Genomic DNA, 21304 nt, shown 5'->3' with positions numbered 1-21304 from the left:
CTGTAACGTCGATTGGGTGCGTACCGACATCTTTGCCCGGCTGGACCGGGAGCCGGAACCGCCGAAGATAGAGGCACCGCGGATGAGTCGTCACCGCATCGCCCTCTTCGGCGGGACGTTGGCGTTCTATCTCGCCATCGTCTTCGCGGTGCTGATCACTTCCTGGCTGGTGACCCTGGACTGGAAGGTCATGCTGTTCCGGCCCTATCAGCAGTGGCCCGAACTGCACGCCTTCCTGGACTACTACGTCGTGCTCGGCCAGCGCGGCCCCACAGCGGTGATGGTCGCCTGCTGGCTGGGCTGGCGCTCCTGGCGTCAGCACACGCTCCGTCCGCTGCTGGTCCTCGGCACGTCCCTGCTGCTGCTCAATGTGACGGTGGGCGCGGTCAAGCTGGGGCTCGGGCGGCTCGGCCCGCACTACGCGACGCAGATCGGCTCGGCCGAGATGTTCGCCGGCGGCGATATATTTCCCTCCGGGCACACCGCGAACGCCGTCGTGACCTGGGGAATCCTCGCCTATCTGGCCACCACGCCGCGCGCCAGGCGCTATCTGTCGGCCGTGTCCGCGACGGTCTCGCTGGGCGTCGGCCTCACCACCGTGTACATCGGTACGCACTGGCTCAGCGATGTCGTGCTGGGCTGGGCGGCCGGGCTGCTCATCCTGCTGGCGCTGCCGTGGTTCGAGCCGCTGATCGCCCGGACCGAGGTGTGGATCTTCGCGATGCGTGAGCGGTGGCGCGAGCACCGTGGCGGCGCCCGCCCGACGCCCGTGACCGGGGCCGGGCCGCAGCCGGTGCTGCTGCCGCAGTCGATGGCCACCGACGGCGTCGCCGCCGAGACCGAGACCGAGACCGTGACCGTCACGGCCGAGCCGGTGCTCCCCGTCGGACATCCGGCGTCGGGCGCGAGGGCACGGGCCCACGGCGGGCTCTCCCCCCGTCCGACCGGCGCCCCGGTCGCCCCGGCGGGCGTCCGTCGTCCGCCGCCGCACACGGAACGGGGCGCACGCGGCACCGGCAGCCCGGCACGCCCGATGACCGGCGGCTGACCCGGCTGACCCCGCTCCCCCGCGAACGCGGGGACGGGGTGCGCACAGCCTCATCGGTACGCGCCGAAGGCCCCGACCTCGGTCGGGGCCTTCGGCCGTCGGGGCCCGGAGCGGCCGGCGGGTCAGCCCACCCAGCAGCGCGTCACCGTGTCTCCCTCGACCTGGAAGTTGATGCGGCCGCGCCGGAACTCCATGGTGAGGAACGTGCCCGGGGGAACGGACCGGACCGTGTCCCAGCCGCGGCTCCTGGCCTGCCGCTCGGCGGCGTCGGCGGCGAGACCGACGTAGGACTCGACGGCGTCGTCCGGCTGTGCTGGAGGGGTCGGTAGAGATGCCATGCCCTCACCGTAGGCGGCCCCGGACCGTGACGGAAGGCCGGGCCGGGAGGGCCTCCGGGAGTGCGCTCCCGTGCGTCTCCCCGTGCCGTGGCGGTCACGCTTGTGTCACAGGATCCCCACACATGTATACGCGGTCCTATTCACCCGAACGGCCCGATCGGAAGCATCGGCACACATTAACGGGAAACCCCCGTTCACCGCCGCCAGGGGGTACTGGAAGCCTTCCGGAATCGTGGGATGACCTGCTTCTTTTCCCATCGGGGAGTGCTGCCCACATGGTGGGACATCGGAATTCCCCACCCCCGTAAACCGGCCTTTCCTTATCCGCACGCTTCCCCCACCCGCCCACCCGCCGGGCGCGGTGCGGCGGGCGGGCGCCCACACCCGGAGTCTCACGGTCCGTCGAGCGCGCGTGTGAGCCGGTCCCTCGCCTCCCGCATGACCCCGGTCAGCGCGGGCGGCTCGATCACCTCGAAATCGATCCCCATCATCAGCACGTGGATCACCAGCACGGTGAGGTCCGGCGCGCCCGCGGTCAGCCGGCAGGTGTCCGCGTCCACGGCCTCCAGCACCCCGGCGGACGGCGACACCCGCCGGGCGGCCTCCGCCAGCGGGGCCTTCAGCAGGATCACGGCCCGCGCCGCGTACGCCGAGACCGCGACGCCCCGGGAGACGTACGCCGCCAGATCGTCCGCCGGCGGGGTGCGCGGGGCGAAACGAGGGCCGTGCGGCGGGGTCGGGGTGATCCGGTCCGCCCGGAAGGTGCGCCAGTCCGCCCGGTCCGGATCCCAGGCCACCAGATACCAGCGGTGCTCGGTGCAGACGAGGCGGTGCGGCTCCACGGTCCGGCGCGAAACCTCCCCGCCGTGGGTCCGGTAGGCGAACCGGAGCCGTTCCGCGTCCCGGCAGGCGGTCGCCAGTTCGGTGAGAACGGCGGGGTCGACGGCGGAGTCGTCCGCCCCGTGCAGCATCGGCACGGTGTACGCGCCGAGCGCGCTCACCCGGCGGCGCAGCCGGTTCGGCAGCACCTGTTCCAGTTTGGCCAGCGCCCGTACGGAGCTCTCGCCGATGCCCTCGATGCCCTGTCCGGCGGCCGTGCGCAGGCCGACGGCGACCGCGACGGCCTCCTCGTCGTCCAGCAGGAGCGGCGGCAGCTCGGCGCCGGCCCCGAGCTGGTAGCCGCCGCCGGTGCCCCGGCTGGCGTTCACCGGATAGCCCAGGTCGCGCAGCTTGTCGACGTCCCGGCGCACCGTGCGCGGGGTGACGCCGAGCCGGTCGGCCAGATCGGCGCCGGACCAGTCCCGGTGGGCCTGGAGCAGTGAGAGCAGGCGCAGCAGTCGTGCCGAGGTCTCCAACATGCGGGCGAGTCTGCCAGAGATTGCGGACAGCTTCCGTCCGCAATCCCTGCGATCCCCTCGCTCAGCGATCCCTTCGCTCAGCGGTCCGCCGGTCCGGGCTCCACCCGGAGGCAGAGGTCGTTGTCGGCGGTGTAGCAAGGAGTGGCGAGCACTCCGGAGGCCGCCTCGCGGGCCGGGTAGACGAAGGACTTGTTCCGGGACCAGACGTCGTCGAGGATGCGGGAGATCCTGACCCCGGCCGCGCCCGCCGCCGGGACCAGCCACAGCTGCCACAGCTGCGCCTCGTCCACCGGCCCCTCGGCCGGCGGGCCGTAGGGCAGGGTGCAGGCGAAGCCGCCGGACGGCCCCTCGGCGGGGGTCAGCGGGAAGCTGTGCGCCCGGGCCGGTTCCCCCGGCAGCCGGGCCTCCACGGCGGCCCCCTCCCCCACGGCGGCGCCGTACAGCATGCCCTCGACCGTCATACCGGCCGGGCCGACCACGACGGCTCCCGCCTCGGCGTGCGGGGCGCGGACCCAGCAACGCAGGGCGAGCCGGCCGTCGGCGGTCGGGTAGGGCACCCGGGCCCTGACGCCCGCGGCTCCGGTGTCCGGGCTGCGGTCGACGAGGGCCCGCAGGTCCCGCAGCCCCGGCTCCACCGTCCGGGCGGTCTCGGATCCCGGTTCCTCCACATAGGCGTCCCAGCGTCCCTCGGACAGTTCGGTGGAGGCCGGAAGTACCGCCCGCAGCCGCCCGGGGCCGGACCCGCTGAGCGGGATCCGCACCGTGCCGCCGGGCCTGCGGCCGGCCGCGCCCCGGCGCCGAAGGAGCAGTACGGACGCGGGGGCGGAGGCCGGGGCGGTCAGGTCGAAGGTGAGCGTCCCGGCCGGATCGGCGGTGCAGTCGGCCCGTACGGTGGCTATGGCGGGGGTCATGCGGCCCTTCCCTTGCGGAGCACGTCGGCGGCCTTGTAGCGCAGGGCGTAGGCCCCGTCGAGGACACTGCCCCGGGTGCGATGCAATGCGGTGCGCAGGGCACCGTGCCCATGCCCCTGGGCGCCTCGGGCGACGAGTTCGGTGAACAGGCTCTCGTGGCGCTCGGCGATCCGCGCCGGGTCGAAGCGGGCCGAGGCGCCGAGCGCGGCCCCGCCCATCCGGTGGCGCAGTTCGTCGTCCTCGATCAGCTGGAGCAGCGCGGCGGCGATCGCGTCCGGGTCGCCGACCGGAACCAGACGCCCGTCGACGCCGTCCTCGACGATCTCGGCCGGGCCGTGCGGGCAGTCGGTGGCGACGACCGGCAGACCGCCGCGCATCGCCTCGACGATCGTCATGCCGAAGGACTCGCGGTCCGAAGTGACGGCGGCGATCGACCCCTTGGGCCACTCGGCCTCCATCGGGTTGGCCGAGCCCATCAGGAACACATGGTTGTGCAGGCCGAGTCCGTCGATGAGGGTGCGCAGCGACGCCTGTTCGTCGCCGGTCGCGTCCCCGCCGCCGTAGATGCGCAGCCGCCAGTCGGGGCGGGCCGCGGACACCTGGGCGAAGGCCCGCACCAAGAGGTCGTAGCGCTTGACCCGGTGCAGCCGGCCCGCCGCGACGACCCACTTCAGGTCGCCGCTCGCGGGCGGACAGGCGGGCTCGGGAACAGCGTTGGGGATGGCCTCGATCCGCACGCCCGGCAGCTTCAGCCGGCTTCGGTAGTCGTCCGCGTCGGCACGGGTGACGGTGGTGAGCGCGTCGAGCAGCGTGTACCGGTGGGCGATCTCGCGGCGCAGCCGGTAGTTGTGGCTGTCGAGCGTCAGGTGTTCCTGCCCGACGCGCACCGGTCCGCGGCGGGTCCCCCGGCTGAGGTGCACGTTGAGCCCGGGGCGGGTGCCGACGACGACGTCCGCCTCGACAGCCCGGAGATGGGCGGCGATGCGGGCGTCGGTGAGCCTGCTGTACTGCTTGTGCCTGCTGTCCCCGCGCGGGAACACCGCGGCGGGCCGGGCGTGTTCGGCTTCGCCGCCGTCGTACGTCGCGCTCTTCTTCCGCAGGTCGACGAGGTGGCGCAGCGTCACGCCCTCGGGCGCGCCGAGGTCGGGGGCGTCACGGTGCCGGAAGACGGACACGATCTCGACGTCGTGCTGCTCGGCGAGCGTACGGGCGAGCGTGAACGTCGTCCGGATCGTTCCTCCAATTCCGTAGGCATTGTGCAGAAGAAAAGAAATATGCATGGTTTCGCTGTTTCCCCTGTCGACCCGGCCTTGTCAAGTCTGCACTTCCCGGCGAATTTCCGCCCGAAATACACCGGGAAATCCCGAAGCATCCGCGACATCCCTCACGGTATCCCCGCTCCGCCGCCGGACCGGCGCTGACCTGCGGGTTCCGGAGGCATTCAATCCGGATAGCCGCAAGCCCCGTAAGCAACGGGCCCGCGCACGAGCCACCGGTGCGGTAACCCGGACAGCTACCCGCTCCCCGTTCGTCAGGACTTCCCTCGGGCTTGACGTAGGAGAATGCCGCGAGGTTGCCTGCGCCCCGGTAAAAACTTCCGGACGGAACGCGAGAGCCGTACGTCGCCGGGGGCGGGGCCCGTACGCCGATCGGACCGGAGCCGTGCGCAGACCGCGCGAAAGGCCGTACGCCGTACATCGACTGCTCGACGTACCGATGTGTCGACCTGTGCCGCACTTCCGTGCGCCCCGGTGCGTGACCCCGGCCACGGATCCCGCGTTGTCTCTTCATGGAGCCCGGGAACCACCCGGCCCACGCACCGAGTTCGAGGAGCCCCCCGTGCCGCGCATGCTCGACGTCAGCCAGGACGTACGCGCCGAGATCGGCGACGACGAAGCCGACCGGCTGCTCGTCGGCGACAACGCCCCGGGCAGTTACGACTGCACCTCCTGCCGCACCCCCGGCGATTCCGACCAGGAACGCACCAGCACGGTGCTGTTCATCGGCGACGAGACCGCCGTCCTCGCGTTCGCCCACGCGACGTGCATCCCCTCGCAGGTCGTCAAGGTCGCGGAGGACCAGCTCCAGGGCGCGGTGCGCAGCATCACCGGAAGCGAGCAGAAGAACACGGAGGGACGCATGCCCGAACAGGCCGTCCTCGGCATTACCAGCGGACTCGTCCTCATCGAGGACGATCTCCGCCCGGCCCTGGTCGTCGAACCGACCGGCCCCGTCGCCCGGCCCGGCACCGATGGCAGCGGGGGCGACGTGTTCCTCCAGCTGCTGCTGGAGCAGGGCTTCCGCCCCGCCCCCGACATGAACCGGCTGCCGGAGGTCCTCGCTGGCTGGTCCGTGCTGCTGGCGGTGGGCCAGCTGCACGCCGTGCTGCAGCCGAGCGCCGGCGGCGGCAACCCGGTCGCCTGGTGGCAGGCCCACCAGCCGCTCCAGGTGACCGACGGCTGGCGGGCCGCGGTCAACAAGTCGCAGACGGTCCTCGTCTTCGCCGCCCCGGCCGGCACCATCGGCCAGCAGCCGCGCGAGGACCTGCTCCGGGATGCCCTGGAGAAGGCCGCGGTCAACGGGCTGCTGGTCGCCGCGTCGATGCCGCTGGCCGGGACCTGATCGTGTCCGGCCGGCTCGGACACCCCCGCCGAACAGCGTTTTCTCCGGCGGAGCCGCATCCGACGGGCGGTGAGGTCGTTGGCACCTACGTGCACTCATACGACTCCTCCCGCCAGTATCAGAGTCAGATCCCCGCTATGCGTCCTTCGCAGGATCCGTCGGGGGGCGTGTCCCCCACCCCGATCTACGACGCGCTGTACTCCGAGTACCGGCGTTCGTTCCGGGCGTTGCCGGGCGACCGGAGCGGCGAGGAGAATCTCGGCTTCCCCGCCTTCGGCGCTGGTCTCTTCGCCTCCAGGACCGCGCTGAGCGGCCACCCCGCTCCCTCCGGTCACAGCGGCAACGGCGGGCACAACGGCCGGAGCGGGAGCGGCGGGCAGAGCCAGCACTCCGGGAGCCTCGGCTCCTGGCAGCGGGTCGGACGGCATGCGGGGCGCCCCGGGCCCGCGGCGCTGCCGCCGGGGTCACGGGACTCCTGAGGCCGCACGACGAAGGCCGCACGACGAAGCCTCGGGCCGCTCTCGCGAGAGCGGCCCGAGGCTTCGTCGTGCACGGACGCTACTTGTTGCGACCGCGCTTCTCGCGGACCCGGACGGAGATGTGGATCGGGGTGCCCTCGAAGCCGAACTCCTCGCGAAGGCGGCGCTCGACGAAGCGGCGGTAGCCGTGCTCCAGGAAGCCGGAGGCGAAAAGCACGAAGCGCGGGGGCTTGGTGCCCGCCTGGGTGCCGAAGAGGATGCGCGGCTGCTTGCCACCGCGGATCGGGTGCGGGTGGGAGGCGACGATCTCACCGAGGAAGGCGTTGAGCCGTCCGGTGGGGACGCGGGTCTCCCAGCCCTCGATCGCGGTCTCGATCGCCGGGACGAGCTTCTCCATGTGCCGGCCGGTGAGGGCCGAGACGTTGACGCGCGGGGCCCAGGAGATCTGCGCGAGCTCCGTCTCGATGTCGCGCTCCAGGTAGTAGCGGCGCTCCTCGTCGAGGGTGTCCCACTTGTTGAAGGCGACGACGATGGCACGTCCGGCCTCCACGGCCATGGTGATGATCCGCTGGTCCTGGACGCTGATGGACTCGCTGGAGTCGATCAGGACGACGGCGACCTCGGCCTTCTCCACGGCGGCGGCCGTACGCAGCGAGGCGTAGTAGTCCGCGCCTTCCTGGAGGTGGACGCGGCGGCGGATGCCGGCCGTGTCGATGAACTTCCAGGTGATGCCGCCGAGCTTGATCAGCTCGTCGACCGGGTCGCGGGTGGTGCCGGCCTGCTCGTTGACGACGACCCGGTCCTCGCCCGCGACCTTGTTCAGCAGGGAGGACTTGCCGACGTTCGGGCGGCCGATCAGAGCGATGCGGCGGGGGCCGCCGAGGGCGGTGCCGAACTTCTGGGCCGGGGCCTCGGGCAGGGCCTCCAGGACCGCGTCCAGCATGTCGCCGGTGCCGCGGCCGTGCAGCGAGGAGACCGGGTAGGGCTCGCCGAGGCCCAGCGACCACAGGGCGGTGGCGTCCGCCTCGCCGCTCTGTCCGTCGACCTTGTTGGCGCAGAGGACGACGGGCTTGCCCGCCCGGCGCAGCAGCTTGACGACGGCCTCGTCGGTGTCGGTGGCCCCGACGGTGGAGTCGACGACGAAGACGACCGCGTCGGCCGTCTCGATGGCGTACTCGGCCTGGGCGGCGACGGAGGCGTCGAGGCCCAGCACATCCTGCTCCCAGCCGCCGGTGTCGACAACCTTGAAGCGGCGTCCGGCCCATTCGGCCTCGTAGCTGACACGGTCGCGGGTGACGCCGGGCTTGTCCTGCACGACGGCCTCACGGCGGCCGATGATCCGGTTCACCAGGGTCGACTTGCCGACATTGGGGCGGCCGACGACGGCGAGCACGGGGAGCGGGCCGTGACCGGCCTCGTCGAGGGCTCCCTCGACCTCCTCGGGGTCGAAGCCTTCCTGCGCGGCGAGCTCCATGAACTCCGCGAACTCGGCATCGCCAAGTGCTCCGTGCTCGTGGCCCGAGCCGTCGGAGTGAATCTGGTCGTTCATGAAGTCCGTTCCTCTTTGCATCATCATCGATGGACCGCGATCAGCGCGGTCCACTACTCAAGTCTCGCCTATCGCCCGGTGAGGCGCTTGGCACGTTCCAGGTGGTCGGTCAGCTTCGCCTGGATCCGCAGGGTCGCCTCGTCCAGCGCCCTGCGCGTCCGCCGCCCGTCGCCGGCGCTCGCGTCGAACGCGTCGCCGAAGACGACGTCGACCCGGCTGCGCAGTGGAGGCAGCCCCCGTATCAACCGTCCGCGGCGCTCGGTGCTTCCCAGGACGGCCACGGGGACGATCGGAGCCCCGCCGCGTACCGCGAAATACGCGAGTCCGGCCCGCAGCGAGGCGAAGTCCCCTTCGCCCCGGGTGCCCTCGGGGAAGATCCCGAGGACGCCGCCGTCCTCCAGCACGCCGAGCGCGTGGGTGATGGCGGTGCGGTCGACGACTCTGCGGTCCACCTCGATCTGCCCGATTCCGTGCAGGAACGGGTCGAGGGGGCCGACGAACGCCTCCTTCTTGATCAGGAAGTGCACCGGCCGGGGTGCGGTGCCCATCAGCATCGGTCCGTCGATGTTGTGGGAGTGGTTCACCGCGAGTATGACGGGTCCGGCGGCGGGCACGCGCCACGCGCCGAGGACCCGGGGCCTGAACAGCCCGTACATCAGACCGATGCCGATGGACCGCCCGACGGCCGCTCCGCGCAGCGTGGGCGCGCCTGTGGCATCGCTCACGCGGCGACCCGCTTCCCCTCGACGAGGGTGACGACGCACTCGATGACCTGCTGGAGGGTCAGTTCGGTGGTGTCCACCTCGACGGCGTCATCCGCCTTGGCGAGCGGCGAGGTCTTGCGGCCGGAGTCGGCTGCGTCCCGCAGAATCAGGGCCTCGCGGGTGGCGGTCAGGTCGGAGCCCTTGACCTCACCGCTGCGGCGGGCGGCGCGGGCCTCCGGGGAGGCGGTGAGGAAGATCTTGAGGTCGGCGTGGGGCAGCACGGTGGTGCCGATGTCCCGGCCCTCGACGACGATGCCGCCGGCCGCGGCCGCGGCGATGGAGCGCTGGAGCTCGGTGATGAGCGCCCGCACCTCGGGGACGGCGCTGACGGCGCTGACCTTGGAGGTGACCTCCTGGGTACGGATCGGGCCGGCGGCGTCCTCGCCGTCGACGGTGATCGTCGGGGCGGCGGGGTCGGTACCGGAGACGATCACCGGCTTGGCGGCGGCGGTCGCGATCTCGGCCGGGTCGCCGACGTCGATGCCGTTGTTCAGCATCCACCAGGTGATGGCCCGGTACTGCGCGCCCGTGTCCAGGTAGCTCAGGCCGAGCTTGGCGGCGACGGCCTTGGACGTGCTCGACTTGCCGGTGCCCGAGGGCCCGTCGATGGCGACGATCACGGAGGAGCGTGCGGTTTCCACGGTGGTGGACACCTTCCTGGTACACGGTGCGGGGACGGACGGGCCTTGGAGACGGCCTCGTACCAGGTTACCGAGTACCGGGCGGGCCCTCGTACCCCGTACGGGGGAGACGGGCCACCCTGGCGGGCGTGGCGGCGCCTCGCCGTGCGGGGCCCGGTCAGCCGCGGATCGACCAGCCCTGTTCCTGGAGTGCCGTGCCGAGGACCGGGGCGGCGCTGGGGTCGACCATGAGCTGGACGAGGCCCGCCTGCTGGCCGGTGGCGTGCTCGATGCGGATGTCCTCGATGTTGACCCCGGCCCGGCCGGCGTCGGCGAAGATCGCCGCCAGCTCGCCCGGCCGGTCGCCGATGAGGACGGCCACGGTCTCGTAGGCGGTGGGGGCCGCGCCGTGCTTGCCGGGGACCCGGACGCGGCCGGCGTTGCCGCGGCGCAGGACGTCCTCGATGGCGTCGGTGCCCGCGCGCCGCTTCTCCTCGTCGGCGGAGTGCAGGCCCCGCAGCGCGGTCACGGTCTCCGCCAGGTCGGCGGCGAGGCCGGCGAGGACGTCGGCGACCGGGCCGGGGTTGGCGGAGAGGATCTCCACCCACATCCGGGGGTCGGACGCGGCGATCCGGGTGACGTCGCGGATGCCCTGTCCGCACAGCCGTACGGCGGTCTCGTCGGCCTCCTCCAGCCGGGCGGCGACCATCGAGGAGATCAGCTGCGGGGTGTGCGAGACGAGGGCGACGGCCCGGTCGTGGGCGTCGGCGTCCATGACGACGGGGACGGCCCGGCACAGGGCGACCAGCTCCAGCGCCAGGTTGAGCACCTCGGTGTCGGTGTCCCGGGTCGGGGTGAGGACCCAGGGGCGGCCCTCGAAGAGGTCGGCGGTCGCCGCGAGTGGGCCGGAGCGTTCCTTGCCCGCCATCGGATGCGTACCGATGTACGGGGTGAGGTCGAGACCGAGCGCCTCCAGCTCGCGGCGCGGGCCGCCCTTGACGCTGGCGACGTCCAGGTAACCGCGGGCCACCCCGTCGCGCATGGCCCCGGCCAGGACGGCGGCGGTGTGCGCGGGCGGTACGGCGACGATCGCCAGGTCGACCCGGTTTTGGGGCGGCTCGTCCGTGCCGGCCCCGAGCGCGGCGGCGGTGCGGGCGGCGGCGGGGTCGTGGTCGACGAGATGCACGTGGATGCCGCGGCCGGCCAGTGCGAGGGCGGCGGAGGTGCCGACGAGCCCGGTTCCGATGACGAGGGCGGTTCTCACTGGGCGATGTCCTTGCGCAGAGCGGCGGTGGCGCCGAGGTAGACGTGGCTGATCTCGGCGCGCGAGAGGTAGGTCTCGACATGCACGAGGATACGGACGACCCGGGGCATGGCCCCGTCGACGTCCAGCTCCTGGGCACAGATCAGGGGTACGTCGACGATCCCCAGGCCGCGCGCGGCGGCGGCGGGGAAGTCGCTGTGCAGGTCGGGGGTGGCGGTGAACCAGATGCTGATCAGGTCGTCGGCGACGAGTTCGTTGCGGTCCAGGACGGCCTCCAGCAGCTCACCGACCCGCTGGTCCATGTGCCCGGCCTCGTCCCGGTCCAGCTGGACGGCGCCCCGGACCGCTCGTACCGTCACGTCGCACTCCTCGCTCTTCGCCCGATCGTCCACGCCTGCGGCCCGGCGCTCCGTGGCGCGGCCGAGTGCTCACCTCAGCCTAGATCGGCCGCGGTGGAAGCGATCACGGTGTTCCGTCCGTGAGACGGGCGGTGACGTCCGTGGGACGCCCCGGAGCGCGGGCCGTCGCAACGGTCAGGGCCATCAGGGCCTCTGTCGCCCCCGGGCGGGCGCGCGGTCCGCCCGGGTGCTTCACCCGGAGGCCCGCCGCCCCGGCCGCTGCCCGCCGAGCGGATCACCGTCTCGGGGGGCTCGATCCGGCTGGGCTGAGTGCGGGCCGGAATCTCCGAGACGCGGCGGCCACCGCGCACGTACGCTCGCGGGCATGAGTACCGCCGCCGACGAGGCACTCGTACGCGACCGCACGGTCTACGCCTGCGTGATGGGCTCGCGCGCGTTCGGGCTGGCCACGCAGGACAGCGATACGGACCGGCGCGGGGTCTTCCTCGCGCCCACCCCGCTGTTCTGGCGCTTCGAGAAGCCGCCGACGCATGTGGAGGGCCCGGCGCCGGAGCAGTTCTCCTGGGAGCTGGAACGCTTCTGCGAGCTGGCCTTGCGGGCCAACCCGAACGTGCTGGAGTGCCTGCACTCCCCTCTGGTGGAATCCGTGGACGACACCGGCCGTGAGCTTCTGGCGCTGCGCGGGGCGTTCCTGTCGCGACTCGCGCACGGCACGTTCGTCCGGTACGCGCTGGGCCAGCAAAAGAGGCTGGAGGCCGACGTACGGGTCCTTGGCGCGCCGCGCTGGAAGCACGCGATGCATCTGCTGCGGCTGCTGGCGAGCTGCCGGGACCTGTTGCGCACGGGCGAGCTGCGCGTCGACGTCGGCGAGGCCCGTCAGGAGCTGCTGGCGGTGAAGCGGGGCGAGGTGCCCTGGCCGGAGGTGGAGCGCCGGATGAACCGCCTCGGCAAGGAGAACGACGAGGCGGCGATCGGCTCCCCGCTGCCGCCCGAGCCCGACCGGGCGGCCGTGGAGGACTTCCTCGTCCGGACCCGGCGGGCTTCGGCGGATCGCGCTCCGGGCCGAGCCGGGTTCACACCGTCCGGGGACCGCCCGACACGGCCGTGAGCTCGGCCACCTTCTGGAATTCGCCCAGGTCGTAGTTGGTCAGGGCGGAGTCGAGGTCGGTCAGCGGCCCCAGGTGCTCGATGAACCCCCGGGGGCGTACTCGATCTGCGGGGCGACGCGGCTCGATATGTCGTCGAGCCGGTGGAAGGTGACCACGCCCGCGTGATGGAGGGAGGTCCTGTCGGCGAAACGATGACGCGCACGACGGCCGGTTCGGCTCAAGCGTCCCAGAGCGCGGCGAGGGACAGCAGGTCGCTGCGGTACTCGATGCGCTCCGACCACTCCTTGGGCCAGGCCGCCGCGCCCAGGTGCGCCCCGGCGAGCGCTCCCGTCAGGCAGGCGATCGAATCGGAGTCGCCCCGGGTGCAGGCGGCCCGGCGCAGAGCCGTGACGGGCTCCTCGGGGAACAGCAGGAAGCAGTGCAGCGCGGTGGCGAGGGCTTCCTCGGCGATCCAGCCGTCGCCGGTCCGCTCGCACGGGTCGGTCTCCGGGGACGGATCGCGCAGCGCGTCCTGGACGCCTCCCAGGGCGGTCAGGCACTCGTCCCAGCCGCGCTGGATGTACGCCTGAGGGGTGGCGTCGCCCGCGTGGCGCCAGAGGTCGCCGAGCCAGCGGGTGTGGTAGCGGCCCCGGTTCTCGTAGGCGTAGCTGCGCAGCCGCCCGATCAGGCCGAGGGGTTCGGCGCCCTGGGCGAGCAGGAACACCGCGCGGGCCAGCAGGTCGGAGGCGGTCAGTGCGGTGGGGTGGCCGTGGGTGAGGGCGGCCTGGAGCTGGGCGGCCCCGGCACGCTGTTCCTCGCTGAGACCGGGGACCAGGCCGACGGGGGCGACCCGCATGTTGGCGCCGCAGCCCTTGGAGTGCGGCTGGCTGGCCTCCTGCCAGACGCGGCTGGATTCGAGCAGGCGGCAGGCGGTGAGGCAGGTGTTGCCCGGGGCGCGGTTGTTGTCCGGCGAGTGGTACCAGGCGACGAACTCCGCGCTGACCGGGCCCACCAGCCGTTCGGGGGTGAGCAGCCCACTGTCCATGGCGGTACGGATGCCCCGGCCCAGCGCGATCGTCATCTGGGTGTCGTCGGAGACGATGGCGGGCTTCAGGAGGGGGATCTGCCGCCAGGGGCCGAACTTGGCGAGGATGGCGGGCACATCGTTGAACTCGGTGGGGAAGCCCAGGGCGTCGCCGAGCGCGAGCCCGGTCAGCACACCGGTGGCCGCCTGCTTGGTGAGCGGCGGGGTGGTGATGGTCATCTGTCTCGTCCTTCCGGTGCGGAGTGCGACGGTGCTGCGGAGTGCGAGGGAGCTGCGGAGTGCGAAGGAGCTGCGGAGTGCGAAGGAGCTGCGGAATGCGAAGGAGCTGCGGACCGACGGGTTGGCGGAGTGCGACGCGGCTCAGGAGTCCGGCATGGCCACGGAGGCGTCCGGTCGTGGCGGGCGCAGGAGCGGCGGGTGCAGGGCGGTGGCGTCGCCCGCCCGGTGGAGGGCGGCCGGTTTGCCCCGCCCGCCGGTGCGCCGAGGTGGGCCGTCGACCGGCTGGACGAAGCCCGGCGCGCTCAGAACCTTGCGCCGGAAGTTGGGGCGGTCGAGCTCGACGCCCCAGACGGTCTCGTAGACCTGTTGGAGCTCGCCGAGGGTGAATTCGGCGGGGCAGAACGCGGTGGCCAGGCAGCTGTATTCGAGCTTGGCGCCGATCCGGTCGTGGGCGTCGGCGAGGATCCGGTCGTGGTCGAAGGCCAGCGGTCCGGTGGAGCTCGCGTCCCACCACCGGGCGCTGGCCGCGTCGCCGCCGCCGCGCGGTTCGGGCAGGTCCGGCAGGAGCGCGGCGTACGCGACGGAGACGACCCGCATCCTCGGGTCACGGTCCGGGGCGGTGTAGGTGCGCAGCTGTTCGAGATGGAGGGCGCCGACGGTGTCCTGTCCGAGGCCGGTCTCCTCGGCGAGTTCGCGGCGGGCTGCGTCTCCTGCGGACTCGTGGGGCAGCAGGAAGCCGCCGGGCAGCGCCCACCGGCCGCGGAAGGGCTCCTGGCCGCGTTCGACGAGCAGCACGTGCAGCCGGGCCTCGCGGATGGTGAAGACCGCGAGATCGACGGTGACCGCGAACGGGGCGAAGGCGTGCGGGTCGTAGCCCCCGGGGGCGGGGGTGCTCATCGTTTCTCCGGGAGGGGTGCGGCGAAGTCCCAGCCGGTGGCGAGGAGTTCGTCGACAGCGGTGACAGCGGCGGCGAGCCGGGCCTCGGGCGGGCCGGTCATTTCGATGAACCGCCTTCCCGTGCGGGTGAGTTCGGCGCGGAAGCGGTCGGTCGTCCAGGGGTGCGGCTCCTCGCCGCCACGCAGGCCGTCGCCCTCGAAGGCGACGCCCTCGTGGTCGGTGAGCAGCCACAGGTGGTGGGCGGTACGGTCGGCGATCTTGCTGGTGAAGCCCAGCACCTCGGTCCAGCTGACCGGGGTGTCCAGGACGGTCACCAGGGGCTGTCGCAGGGGATCGAGTACGTCCGCGAGGCTCACACCCACCCCCTCCTTAATAGTCACTCTGACTATAAAGACTGGACGGGGGCAGCGAAAGACCCGCGGCCGGTTCTGTTCGAACTTTCCGAACAGAACCGGCCGCGGGCCTTCGCAGGGGTGCGGGTGCGGCTAGAGGCCGACCTCGCGCATCAGCATGCCGACCTCGGTGTTGGTGAGGCGGCGCAGCCAGCCGGACTTCTGGTCGCCCAGCGGGATCGGCCCGAAGGACGTCCGCACGAGGCGCTCGACCGGGAAGCCGGCCTCCGCCAGCATCCGGCGCACGATGTGCTTGCGGCCCTCGTGGAGGGTCACCTCGACCAGGTAGTTCTTGCCGGTGTTCTCGACGACGCGGAAGTGGTCGGCGCGGGCGTAGCCGTCCTCCAGCTGGATGCCGTCCTTCAGCCGCTTGCCCAGGTCGCGCGGCAGGGGGCCCTGGACGGCGGCCAGGTAGGTCTTCTTCACGCCGTACTTGGGGTGCGTGAGGCGGTGGGCCAGCTCACCGTGGTTGGTGAGCATGATGATGCCCTCCGTCTCGGTGTCCAGCCGACCGACGTGGAACAGCCGCGTCTCGCGGTTGGTCACGTAGTCGCCGAGGCACTGACGGCCGTCCGGGTCCTCCATCGAGGAGACGACCCCGGCGGGCTTGTTCAGCGCGAAGAAGAGATACGACTGGGCGGCGACCGTCAGGCCGTCGACCTTGATCTCGTCCTGGTGCACGTCGACGCGCATGCCCTGCTCGACAACGATCTCGCCGTTGACCTCGACGCGGGACTGCTCGATCAGCTCCTCGCACGCCCGGCGCGAGCCCATGCCGGCGCGGGCGAGGACCTTCTGCAGCCGCTCGCCCTCCTCCTCGGCGCCCGGGTGGGTCTTGGGGAGGTTGATCTCGGGCTTGTTCGCATACCGGTCGCGGTTGCGCTGCTCGATCTTGGCGTCCAGCTCGCGGGGGCGCGAGGGGGCGGCGCGGCGGAAACCGCCGCTGCGGCCGCTGCCGCTCTGTGCGGGCTTCGGGCCGCCCTTGGCGCCGCCCCGGGCCGCGGAGCCGCGGCCCTTGCGGGGGCCGTCCTGCTCGGACCGGGCGCCGGGGGCGTCGTTGCCGACGTCGTAGCGGCGCTCCTCCGGGCGGGGACGGCGGGGGCGCTGCTCCTCGTCGCGGGCACCCTGGTAGCTGGGACGCCCGTCCTGAGAGCCCTGACGGCCTCCCTGGCCGGAGGGACGGCCGCCCTGACCGGAGGGACGGCCGCCCGGGGCTCCGGGCCGCCCGCCCTGGCCGCCGGGACGACCTCCCTGGCCGCCTCCCTGGCCGCCGCCCTGGCCCTGGCGGAAGGACCCGCCGCCGCTGCGTCCGCCGCTGCCCGCGCCGCCGCCGCTCCGGGGGTTCCGGTTGCCGCCGCCGCTGCTCCGGCCGCCGCTCCCGCCGTTGCCGCTTCCGCTGTTCCTGCCACTGCTTCGCATCAAAATTCCGTCTTGTCGTCTGCGTGAGTATCCGGGGTGTCCGGTGCGTCCGGATCGAACGACGGCACACCCTCTAGCGTCTCAGCCTCGATCGCGTCCGCCTCCGGGAGGAAGGGCGCGAGCTCCGGGAGCTCGTCCAGGCCGCGCAGGCCCATTCGCTCCAGAAAGTAGTTCGTCGTCCTGTACAGGATCGCACCTGTTTCGGGTTCCGCGCCCGCCTCCGCCACCAGGCCCCTCTGGAGGAGGGTCCGCATGACGCCGTCGCAGTTCACTCCGCGCACCGCCGAGACCCGCGAGCGGCTCACCGGCTGCCGGTACGCGACCACCGCCAGGGTCTCCAGCGCGGCCTGGGTAGGCCGGGCGTGCCGGCCGTCCAGGACGAAACCCTCCACGGCCGCCGCGTACGCGGGGCGCGTGTAGAACCGCCAGCCGCCCGCGACGAACCTCAGGTCGAAGCCCCGGCGCTGCACGGTGTACTCGTCGGCCAGCTCCCGCAGCGCGTCCGCCACGGCCCTGCGGGGTCGCTGGAGCACCTTGGCCAGGTGGTCGACGGTGGCGGGCTCGTCGACGACCATGAGGACCGCCTCCAGGGCGGGCTTCAGATCGAGCGCGGCGACCGCGTCCCCGTCGTCCGGTCCGTCGTCCTGTGCGGTCGGCTGCGCGCTCATTACCGTACGTCCTCCTCGTCGACGACCTTGTTCAGCTCCTGGATCTCCTGGATCTCCTGGTCGAACTCGTCCGTCACCACCGGCTCCGCGTCCGCCCCGCCGCACCAGGCCACCAGCAGATCGCCCAGCGCCTCGTCCTGGTCGAGGGTGACGGCCTTCTCGCGGTACAGCTCCAGCAGGGCCAGGAACCGGGCGACCACGGTCAGGGTGTCCGGCGCGTCCTCGGTCAGCACCGCGAAGCTCACCGCCACCCCGGCCTCGCGCAGCCGCCCCACCACCAGGCCCGCCTGCTCCCGGACGCTGACCAGCGGGGCGTGGATATGGTCCACGTACACCTGGGGCTCGGGCTTCGGCCGCATCGCCTTCACCGCGAGCTCGGCGAAGCCGTCGGGCCCGATGCTGATGACCACCTCGGGCAGCAGCGCGGCGTGCTGGTCCTCCAGGCCGGCCGTACGGGGGTGGCGGCGGGCCTCCGACTCCAGGCGGCCCTGGAAGATCTCGGCGATCCGCTTGTACGCGCGGTACTGGAGCAGCCGCGCGAAGAGCAGGTCCCGCGCCTCCAGGAGCGCGAGATCGGCCTCGTCCTCGACCTCGGCGGCGGGCAGCAGCCGGGCGGCCTTGAGGTCGAGGAGCGTGGCGGCGACGACGAGGAACTCGGTGGCCTGGTCGAGGTCCCAGTCGGGGCCCATGGCCCGGATGTACGCCATGAACTCGTCGGTGACCTTCGACAGGGCGACCTCGGTCACGTCCAGCTTGTGCTGGGAGATCAGTTGGAGGAGAAGATCGAAGGGGCCCTCGAAATTCACCAGCCGGACGGTGAAGCGCTTGTCGTCGACCTCCGGCTCCCGTACGGCCTCCGGCTCCGGCTGTACGGCCTCCGGCTCCGGTACGGGCTCCGCCGCCACGGGCGGTGCCACCGCACCCGGCCCCCGCCCCAGGGCACGGCGGCGCCGGGTGGCGGGGTCGTCGGGCGTGGGCATGGTGGTCCAGGGGTGGGGCGGCGGCGCGGACGGGTCCCGCCGGTCGGCGGGCCCCTGCCGGGCAGGCTACCCGCGCCGTGCCGCTCAGCGGCCGCGCAGCCGCCGTACGAGGATGCTCGCGTCGCCCCGGGACTCCAGGTCGGCCAGGACCACCGCCACCGCCTCGCGGACGATGCGGCCGCGGTCGACGGCGAGGCCGTGCTCGCCGCGCAGGACGAGCCGGGCGTGTTCGAGGTCCATCAGTTCCTCGGCGGAGACATAGACCGTGATCTTCTCGTCGTGGCGTTCCCGGCCGCTGGGGCGGCGGTTGGCGCCGCGTCCACCGCCGCGCCTGCGCTGCTGCTGGACCGCCGGGGGCTGCTCGGCCGGGGCGGCGGAGCGCTCACCGGGGGCGGCCCTGGCGGACGGGGAACGCTCGTCCTCGCCACCGCGGCCGCGCGCGTCGCCACCGTCGGCGTCGGCCGCGGTGTGCTCCTCACGGTCGGCGGGCGGGGCCTGGCCGGAGGGGTCGCTCTCCCCGGCGGGCGCGGGCACCCGCGGCTCGCCGTTCGCCTTGCGCCGCCGCTCCGCCGGGGAGGACGGCTGGAGGCCCATCCCGCCTCCGGTGGTACGGAACAGTTCGTCGGCCCCCGGCAGACTCACTCGGCGTGACACCGGGCGAGCACCTCCCTGGCGAGCTGTCGATAGGCGGCCGCGCCGACCGAGTTGGAGGCGTAGGTGGTGATGGGCTCACCGGCGACCGTGGTCTCCGGGAAGCGGACCGTGCGCCCGATGACCGTGTGGTAGACGTGCTCGTCGAAGGCCTCGACGACGCGCGCCAGGACCTCGCGGCTGTGCACCGTACGGGAGTCGTACATGGTGGCGAGGATGCCGTCGAGCTCCAGCTCCGGGTTGAGCCGCTCCTGGACCTTCTCGATGGTCTCGGTGAGCAGCGCCACCCCGCGCAGCGCGAAGAACTCGCACTCGAGCGGCACTATGACCTTGTGAGCGGCTGTGAGGGCGTTCACGGTGAGCAGGCCGAGCGAGGGCTGACAGTCGATCACGATGTAGTCGTAGTCGGCCATCAGCGGCTTCAGGGCGCGTTGGAGCGTGGACTCGCGGGCCACCTCGCTGACGAGCTGCACCTCGGCCGCGGAGAGGTCGATGTTGCTGGGCAGCAGGTCCATGTTGGGGACCGCGGTCTTGAGCAGGACGTCGTCGGCCACCATGCCCCGCTCCATGAGCAGGTTGTAGACGGTGAGGTCGAGCTCCATCGGGTTGACCCCGAGGCCGACGGAGAGGGCACCCTGCGGGTCGAAGTCGACGAGCAGGACCCGGCGTCCGTACTCCGCGAGCGCGGCGCCCAGATTGATGGTCGACGTGGTCTTGCCGACGCCGCCCTTCTGGTTGCACATCGCGATGATCTTCGCGGGGCCGTGGTCGGTCAGGGGGCCCGGGATCGGGAAGTACGGCAGGGGCCGTCCGGTCGGGCCGATGCGCTCGCGGCGCTGACGCGCGGCGTCGGGCGCGAGGGTGGCCGCGTACTCCGGATCGGGCTCGTACTCGGCGTCGGGGTCGTAGAAGTGCCCCTCGGGCACCTCGGCGAAGTCGGCGAAGCGGTCGGTGTCCCGGCTGCTCTCGTTGCCGGCCGTGGCGTTCACGTGTAGGCCGTCCATCATCTGGGGGGCTGTCGTCATGTGCTGTTGGGTGGCGAAGGTGCGGACAGCGACGGAGCCGACAGCTTCGAGCCCGATCGGGCTCAGACCCCGTGCGGGCATCCCTGGTTGACCACCCCCGGGAGTAATTGTCGACTCATTCACAAGTCGTCTTACCTCCTTGGACGTGACCAGGAAACTTATCGATAGGTCAGCGTGGCACCATGCCGACGATTGGCGACTCTATGGCGTGTCACCGGTCCGCAGCAACACAATCCGCCGGACCCGGCCCGATGTGTCGGCAATCGAACACCTCGCTGTCAAGGGTGCACAGCGACCAAGCCACACATTTCACCGCTGTACGAAACGGGTAAAGGGTTACGTTCGGCACGAGTTGCGCAAGGGCCCCACAGGGCCCGATACGCATCCGGCCGGACCTTGCTCGGCAAGGTCCGGCCGGAGTCCCGATGTTGACGGAGGCGATTGACCCGTCAGCCGAGGAGCGTGCTCAGCTCGACGTGCGGGAGACCGTGCGCTTCGGCCACCTCGCGGTAAACCACCTGTCCCTCATGGGTGTTGAGACCCTTGGCGAGAGCGGCGTCGCGACGCAGGGCGTCGGCCCAGCCGCGGTTCGCGAGCTCCACGATGTAGGGCAGCGTCGCGTTGGTGAGCGCATAGGTGGAGGTGTGGGGCACCGCGCCGGGCATGTTGGCGACGCAGTAGAAGACCGAGTCGTGGACCTGGAAGGTCGGCTCGGCGTGGGTCGTCGGACGCGAGTCCTCGAAGCAGCCACCCTGGTCGATTGCAATGTCGACAAGTACACTTCCGGGCTTCATCTTGGCGACGAGCTCGTTGGTGACCAGCTTCGGGGCCTTGGCCCCGGGGATCAGCACGGCGCCGATGACGAGGTCGGCCCCGACGACGGCCTTCTCCAGCTCGAAGGCGTTGGAGACGACGGTCTGCACCTTGGTGCCGAAGATCTTGTCGGCCTCGCGCAGCTTGTTGATGTCGCGGTCGAGCAGCGTGACGTGGAAGCCGAGGCCCACGGCGATCTGTGTGGCGTTCCAGCCGGAGACGCCGCCACCGATGACGACGGCCTTGCCCGCCGCGGTGCCGGGGACGCCGCCGGGCAGCACACCGCGGCCACCGACGGAGCGCATCAGGTGGTACGCGCCGACCTGCGGGGCAAGCCGGCCCGCGACCTCGGACATCGGGGCGAGCAACGGCAGGGCGCGGTTCGCGGTCTCGACCGTCTCGTAGGCGACGGCGGTGGTGCCGGAGGCCAGCAGCGCGTCGGTGCACTCACGGGAGGCGGCGAGGTGCAGGTAGGTGAAGAGGGTCTGGCCCTTGCGGAGACGGTGATACTCCTCGGCGACCGGCTCCTTGACCTTCAGCAGCAGGTCGGCGGCGGCCCAGACCTCGTCGGCGGTGGGCAGGATCCGCGCGCCCGCGGCGACGAACTCCTGGTCCGTGATGGACGAGCCGACGCCGGCGTCGTGCTCGATGACGACCTGGTGGCCGTGGCGGACGAGCTCATGCACTCCGGCGGGGGTGATCGCCACCCGGAACTCGTTGTTCTTGACTTCGCGGGGGATGCCGACCTTCACGTCGATCACGGTCCTTGGCTCGGAGGGTCATCCGGGCAGAACG

General features: G+C 72.2%; 21 protein-coding genes and 3 pseudogenes. 4 read left to right on the top strand and 20 right to left on the bottom strand.

Translation table 11 applies throughout. The annotated features are described in order from the left end of the window. The first annotated feature begins 16 nt into the window (after positions 1-16). Positions 17-1048 carry a phosphatase PAP2 family protein gene (locus tag ACZ60Q_RS30465; RefSeq protein ID WP_469640788.1) on the top strand — a complete coding sequence of 344 codons (1032 nt, stop codon included), beginning with the start codon at positions 17-19 and terminating at the stop codon, positions 1046-1048. 122 nt (positions 1049-1170) lie between these two features. Here ACZ60Q_RS30465 and ACZ60Q_RS30460 read toward each other — a convergent pair whose 3' ends face one another. The 4 genes from ACZ60Q_RS30460 to ACZ60Q_RS30445 form a co-directional block, all read right to left on the bottom strand. Next, complete coding sequence (locus ACZ60Q_RS30460; protein WP_469640787.1) at positions 1171-1386, bottom strand: I78 family peptidase inhibitor; 216 nt, start codon at positions 1384-1386, stop codon at positions 1171-1173. Positions 1387-1778: 392 nt separating this feature from the next. Next, positions 1779-2744: a helix-turn-helix transcriptional regulator gene (locus ACZ60Q_RS30455; protein ID WP_469640786.1), complete on the bottom strand. Its 966-nt coding sequence runs from the start codon at positions 2742-2744 to the stop codon at positions 1779-1781. A gap of 77 nt (positions 2745-2821) precedes the next feature. Next, positions 2822-3655: a transferase gene (locus ACZ60Q_RS30450; protein ID WP_469640785.1), complete on the bottom strand. Its 834-nt coding sequence runs from the start codon at positions 3653-3655 to the stop codon at positions 2822-2824. After that, positions 3652-4935: a glycosyltransferase family 4 protein gene (locus ACZ60Q_RS30445; protein WP_469640784.1), complete on the bottom strand. Its 1284-nt coding sequence runs from the start codon at positions 4933-4935 to the stop codon at positions 3652-3654. Before ACZ60Q_RS30445 ends, ACZ60Q_RS30450 begins: the two co-directional genes overlap by 4 nt. 559 nt (positions 4936-5494) lie before the next feature. Between ACZ60Q_RS30445 and ACZ60Q_RS30440 the strand changes: the two genes are divergently transcribed. Continuing rightward, positions 5495-6277: a hypothetical protein gene (locus ACZ60Q_RS30440; RefSeq protein ID WP_469640783.1), complete on the top strand. Its 783-nt coding sequence runs from the start codon at positions 5495-5497 to the stop codon at positions 6275-6277. 137 nt (positions 6278-6414) lie between these two features. Next, entirely contained in the window at positions 6415-6756 is a 342-nt protein-coding gene (locus tag ACZ60Q_RS30435) for a hypothetical protein (RefSeq protein WP_469640782.1), read from the top strand. Positions 6757-6835: 79 nt separating this feature from the next. On the opposite strand, the gene der is transcribed toward ACZ60Q_RS30435, so the two are convergent. From der to aroH, 5 genes are all read right to left on the bottom strand, one after another. Continuing rightward, positions 6836-8305 (bottom strand): ribosome biogenesis GTPase Der, encoded by a 1470-nt coding sequence (gene der, locus ACZ60Q_RS30430; protein WP_469640781.1) that lies wholly within the window; start codon positions 8303-8305, stop codon positions 6836-6838. Positions 8306-8373: 68 nt separating this feature from the next. Next, positions 8374-9030 carry a lysophospholipid acyltransferase family protein gene (locus ACZ60Q_RS30425; RefSeq protein WP_469640780.1) on the bottom strand — a complete coding sequence of 219 codons (657 nt, stop codon included), beginning with the start codon at positions 9028-9030 and terminating at the stop codon, positions 8374-8376. Next, positions 9027-9722: a (d)CMP kinase gene (cmk, locus tag ACZ60Q_RS30420; RefSeq protein ID WP_469640779.1), complete on the bottom strand. Its 696-nt coding sequence runs from the start codon at positions 9720-9722 to the stop codon at positions 9027-9029. The genes ACZ60Q_RS30425 and cmk overlap by 4 nt, the downstream gene beginning before the upstream one ends. 145 nt (positions 9723-9867) lie before the next feature. Further along, complete coding sequence (locus tag ACZ60Q_RS30415) at positions 9868-10953, bottom strand: prephenate dehydrogenase (RefSeq protein WP_469640778.1); 1086 nt, start codon at positions 10951-10953, stop codon at positions 9868-9870. After that, on the bottom strand, positions 10950-11312 hold the full coding sequence (gene aroH / locus ACZ60Q_RS30410; RefSeq protein WP_469640777.1) for a chorismate mutase: 363 nt from the start codon (positions 11310-11312) through the stop codon (positions 10950-10952). The genes ACZ60Q_RS30415 and aroH overlap by 4 nt, the downstream gene beginning before the upstream one ends. Positions 11313-11676: 364 nt before the next feature. Here aroH and ACZ60Q_RS30405 point away from each other — a divergent pair, with 364 nt between their 5' ends. Further along, positions 11677-12420: a nucleotidyltransferase domain-containing protein gene (locus ACZ60Q_RS30405; RefSeq protein ID WP_469640776.1), complete on the top strand. Its 744-nt coding sequence runs from the start codon at positions 11677-11679 to the stop codon at positions 12418-12420. Here the strand turns inward: ACZ60Q_RS30405 and ACZ60Q_RS30400 are convergent. The 11 genes and pseudogenes from ACZ60Q_RS30400 to ald form a co-directional block, all read right to left on the bottom strand. After that, positions 12386-12591 (bottom strand): annotated as a pseudogene (locus ACZ60Q_RS30400) (SRPBCC family protein); the annotation flags it as partial. The gene ACZ60Q_RS30405 and the pseudogene ACZ60Q_RS30400 overlap by 35 nt on opposite strands. 47 nt (positions 12592-12638) lie before the next feature. After that, positions 12639-13664 carry an ADP-ribosylglycohydrolase family protein gene (locus ACZ60Q_RS30395; protein WP_469640775.1) on the bottom strand — a complete coding sequence of 342 codons (1026 nt, stop codon included), beginning with the start codon at positions 13662-13664 and terminating at the stop codon, positions 12639-12641. 141 nt (positions 13665-13805) lie between these two features. After that, positions 13806-14561 carry an NUDIX hydrolase gene (locus ACZ60Q_RS30390; protein ID WP_469640774.1) on the bottom strand — a complete coding sequence of 252 codons (756 nt, stop codon included), beginning with the start codon at positions 14559-14561 and terminating at the stop codon, positions 13806-13808. Next, positions 14558-14821, bottom strand: a pseudogene (locus tag ACZ60Q_RS30385) (AAA family ATPase); the annotation flags it as partial. The gene ACZ60Q_RS30390 and the pseudogene ACZ60Q_RS30385, both read right to left, overlap by 4 nt. Further along, positions 14822-14917, bottom strand: a pseudogene (locus ACZ60Q_RS30380) (nicotinamide riboside transporter PnuC); the annotation flags it as partial. A gap of 129 nt (positions 14918-15046) precedes the next feature. Then, positions 15047-16372, bottom strand: a complete 1326-nt coding sequence (locus ACZ60Q_RS30375) for a pseudouridine synthase (RefSeq protein WP_469640773.1) — start codon at positions 16370-16372, stop codon at positions 15047-15049. Beyond that, entirely contained in the window at positions 16372-17040 is a 669-nt protein-coding gene (scpB, locus tag ACZ60Q_RS30370) for an SMC-Scp complex subunit ScpB (protein WP_469640772.1), read from the bottom strand. Before scpB ends, ACZ60Q_RS30375 begins: the two co-directional genes overlap by 1 nt. Then, complete coding sequence (locus tag ACZ60Q_RS30365; protein ID WP_469640771.1) at positions 17040-18020, bottom strand: segregation and condensation protein A; 981 nt, start codon at positions 18018-18020, stop codon at positions 17040-17042. Before ACZ60Q_RS30365 ends, scpB begins: the two co-directional genes overlap by 1 nt. 84 nt (positions 18021-18104) lie before the next feature. Continuing rightward, entirely contained in the window at positions 18105-18662 is a 558-nt protein-coding gene (locus ACZ60Q_RS30360; protein WP_469640881.1) for a hypothetical protein, read from the bottom strand. Continuing rightward, positions 18659-19777 (bottom strand): ParA family protein, encoded by a 1119-nt coding sequence (locus ACZ60Q_RS30355; RefSeq protein WP_469640770.1) that lies wholly within the window; start codon positions 19775-19777, stop codon positions 18659-18661. Before ACZ60Q_RS30355 ends, ACZ60Q_RS30360 begins: the two co-directional genes overlap by 4 nt. 368 nt (positions 19778-20145) lie before the next feature. Next, entirely contained in the window at positions 20146-21261 is a 1116-nt protein-coding gene (gene ald / locus ACZ60Q_RS30350) for an alanine dehydrogenase (protein WP_469640880.1), read from the bottom strand. Between the last annotated feature and the right edge of the window lie 43 nt (positions 21262-21304).

The organism is Streptomyces sp. NPDC104313 (assembly GCF_055583985.1).
This window is presented reverse-complemented; position numbering and strand designations above follow the sequence as displayed.